This is a genomic window from Aliiroseovarius sp. S1123 (assembly GCF_023015885.1).
GTDB lineage: Bacteria > Pseudomonadota > Alphaproteobacteria > Rhodobacterales > Rhodobacteraceae > Aliiroseovarius.
In genome coordinates, this window is the sequence record NZ_JALKBE010000020.1 from 1 (window position 1) to 1,070 (window position 1,070).

Below are 1,070 nucleotides of genomic sequence, written 5' to 3' on the forward strand. Positions count from 1 at the left end.
TAGCAGGCGCGGCTTGTGAGCGACATGAACCTGATCGCAGCCGGATGCCTGCAATGCGAGGTCCAGCGTGTCCGTCACGTCCTCCGCTCGCATGTTGGTGCAGAGCTTCCACGAGACGATGTAGCGACTGTAGTCGTCGAGAACCGTGCTGAGATAGAACCAGCCCCAGCCCAGGACCTTGATATAGGTGAAGTCGGTCTGCCAGAGCTGGTTGATCCCAGTTGTCTTGTCTTTGAACTCGTTCGCCGCCTTGAGCACGATGAAGGCGGGACTGGTGATCAGGTCGTGGGCCTTCAGCACACGATATACTGTGGATTCCGACACAAAATACCTCTCCTGATCGGTGAACGTCACCGCCAACTCGCGGGGCGACAGCTCCGTCTCTTTCAAGGCGAAGTCGACAACCTTACGCTTCACTTCATCAGGCACACGGTTCCAGACATGTTTTGGCTTAGGCGATTGATCCTGCAATCCAGCCTCACCACGCTGCAGATACCGATCGTACCAGCGATAGAATGTCGTGCGCGGAATGCCCAACTTGGCCAGTGTCTGACGCGCTGACAGATGGCTTTCCTCGACCAGCCGGATAATCTCCAACTTTTCTGATGCAGGGTACCTCATTCGTGGTCGCCCCCACCGTCGTACATGCTTTTTTTGAGAAGACGCAGCTCAAGCGTCTGTTCTGCGACGACCTCTTTGAGATCCTTTGCCTCACGGCGCAGTTCCTTCACTTCGTCAGTGTTCGCAGCACGTGCCGTGTCACCCGCAAGCCGCTTCTTCCCAGCCTCCATGAAGTCCTTCGACCATTTGTAATAGATGCCTTGAGAGATGCCTTCACGCCGGCACAGCTCAGCAATGCTGTCCTCGCCGCGCAGGCCATCCAGCACGATCCTGATCTTCTCTTCGGATGAATAGTGCTTGCGCGTTGCACGTTTGATATCTTTGACGATCTTCTCGCCTGGGCTCTTCGTTGTCTTTCTCATCGTCCACTCCTTGGTGGCTACGATGAGCAACAAACCCTCACTTAGCAAATAACGCTATTTGGACCCATAGGCGCTGACGGCAGACAG

The 1,070-nt window shown here is 55.3% G+C and carries 1 pseudogene; it reads right to left on the bottom strand.

The window, feature by feature from the left end:
- Positions 1-983, bottom strand: a pseudogene (locus MWU53_RS15900) (helix-turn-helix domain-containing protein); the annotation flags it as partial.
- Positions 984-1,070 lie beyond the last annotated feature (87 nt).